A 2,557-nucleotide genomic window follows, 5' to 3' on the forward strand; every position below is an offset into this window, starting at 1 on the left:
GCGCCCCCCCCCGGGGGGGCCACCCCCCCCCCCCCCCCGGGGCGGGCGGGCGGGGGCAACGACTGCGGCAAGCCGCCGACGCCGCCCGCCGGCGTCAAGATCGTCCAGGTGGGCCTGCACCGCGACATCAGCGTCTTCGAGGCCATGGACGCCCAGCCCAAGTGCACGCCCAACGACTGGATCTACCACGGCGAGGGCGAGCCGAAGGGCTACAAGCTGCCCGCCGGCGTCAAGGGTGAACTGGCCACCGGTCCGGGCAAGTTCCAGCCGGTGAACCGCGATGAGCTGTCGAAGCACATCGACGGCTGCCTGCGCGAGGACTACAACGTCGTCAAGCAGCCCTACTCCTGCTACGGCAACATCTACGAGATCACGGTCAACTCCAAGGGCGAGGTGCAGACGATGCGCGAGCGCTGGTCGGTCTGATCCGGCCGCGGCGCCGGCCCGGCGCACCCCGTGAGGTGATGGACCGCAGGCGAACGGAGTTCTGCTGGTTTGTTGCCGCAACCTTGCGGAAGTGTGGCCTAAGGCACCCTTAAACCGCTCGTCACCCGGGGTGGCGAGCGGTTGCGCATGTGCGCTCAAGCCTCTGACGAGGGGATTTCCCCGCCAAGTGGTCTAGTCCTTCTTTGGTCCAAACCATTGACTCGGACCTCGGGTGATCGCTATCACTTCTCACACCCGAACCTCTTGCTTCCCCCTCCCACCCCCCCCGGAGGCAGTTCATGCACATCCGTAAACCCCTCATCGCGGCCGCCGCCACGGCCGCGCTGGCAGCCGGAGCGCTGGCCGGCTTCGCGGGGCTCGGCACCGCACAGGCCGCCGACGCGGCCACCACCGCGGGCGGCGGCAACGTCAAGATCGCCTACTACGACCAGTGGAGCGTGTACGGGAACGCCTTCTACCCCAAGCACCTCGACACCCGCGGCATAGCGGGCAAGCTGGACGTCATCAACTACTCGTTCGGCAACATCCACCCCACGAACCTCACCTGTTTCGAGGCGAACAAGGCCGCGGGCGACGACAACAACCCCAACGCCGGTGACGGCGCGGGCGACTCGTACGCCGACTACCAGAAGTCCTTCAGCGCGGCCGACAGCGTGAGCGGCGTCGCCGACAAGTGGGACCAGCCGATCGTCGGCGTCTTCAACCAGTTCAAGCAGCTGAAGGCCAAGTACCCGAACCTGAAGATCAACATTTCGATCGGCGGCTGGACGTACTCGAAGTACTTCAGCGACGCGGCGAAGACCGACGCCTCCCGCAAGAAGCTCGTCTCCTCCTGCATCGACCAGTACATCAAGGGCAACCTGCCGGTCGACGGCGGCTACGGCGGTCCGGGAACCGCGGCGGGCATCTTCGACGGCATCGACATCGACTGGGAGTACCCCGGCTCCTCCGGCGGCCACCTGGGCAACCACTACGCCCCCGAGGACAAGCAGAACTTCACGCTCCTGCTCAAGGAGTTCCGCGAGCAGCTCGACGCCTACGGCGCGGCCAACGGCGGGAAGAAGTACCTGCTGACGGCGGCGCTCCCGGCCGGCCAGGACAAGATCAAGTACATCGAGACGGACAAGATCGGTTCGTACCTCGACTACGCCAACATCATGACGTACGACATGCACGGCGCCTGGGACGGCGACGGGCCGACGTACCACCAGTCCCCGCTGTACTCCGGCACCAACGACCCGACCGACCCGATCGCCCCGGGCACCGAGAAGTACAGCATCGACAACGCCATCGACTCCTGGATCGACGGCAAGCCGGCCTACGGCATCGCCGGCGGCTTCCCCGCCAACAAGCTGACGCTGGGCTACGAGTTCTACTACCGCGGCTGGAAGGGCGTCCCCGCCGGGACGGCGGGCGGCCTCGCCCAGCCCGCGACCGGCGCCTCCGGCGCCCGGCCCACCAGCCAGCAGGCCGGCATCGCCAACTACAAGGAGCTCGGCGGGATCGTCGACAACCCGGCGACCACCTTCTGGGACGACCAGGCGAAGGCCTCGTACTTCTACAAGGACGGCGAGTTCTTCACCGGCCTGAACCAGAAGTCCGTCCAGGCCCGGGTCGACTACGGCAAGCAGCGCGGCCTGGCCGGCGCGATGATGTACTCCCTGCTCGGCCTGGACGACAACACCACGCTGCTCAACCAGATCTCGGACGCCCTCGGCGGCACCACGCAGCCCCCGACGACCCCGCCCACCACGCCCCCGACCACCCCGCCGACCACCCCGCCCACGACGCCCCCGACCACCCCGCCGACCACGGGCTGCGGTTCGACCCCGGCGTACGTCGCGGGCACGGTCTACACCGGTGGCCAGGAGGTCTCCTACAACGGCCGCAAGTACAAGGCCCAGTGGTGGACGCAGAACGAGACCCCGGGCACCACGGGCGAATGGGGTGTCTGGAAGGACCTCGGCGCCTGCTGATCTCCCCCCACCCCGCGCCGAGCGGCACGCCGCCCCGCACCCGGTTCCCCCCGGGTGGGGGGGCAGAGGTGGCCGGGTGGGGGGGGCCCCCCCCCGGCGGGGCGGGCGAGCAGGCGCGATACCGGCGAGCAGGC

The 2,557-nt window shown here is 68.9% G+C and carries 1 protein-coding gene and 1 pseudogene; both read left to right on the top strand.

Translation table 11 applies throughout. The annotated features are described in order from the left end of the window. A pseudogene (locus tag ACFXA3_RS40740) lies at positions 1-426 on the top strand (hypothetical protein); the annotation flags it as partial. Positions 427-725: 299 nt separating this feature from the next. Beyond that, entirely contained in the window at positions 726-2,423 is a 1,698-nt protein-coding gene (locus ACFXA3_RS40745; RefSeq protein ID WP_385196224.1) for a glycosyl hydrolase family 18 protein, read from the top strand. The last annotated feature ends 134 nt before the right edge of the window (positions 2,424-2,557 follow it).

This window comes from Streptomyces sp. NPDC059456, assembly GCF_042750055.1.
Lineage (GTDB): Bacteria > Actinomycetota > Actinomycetes > Streptomycetales > Streptomycetaceae > Streptomyces.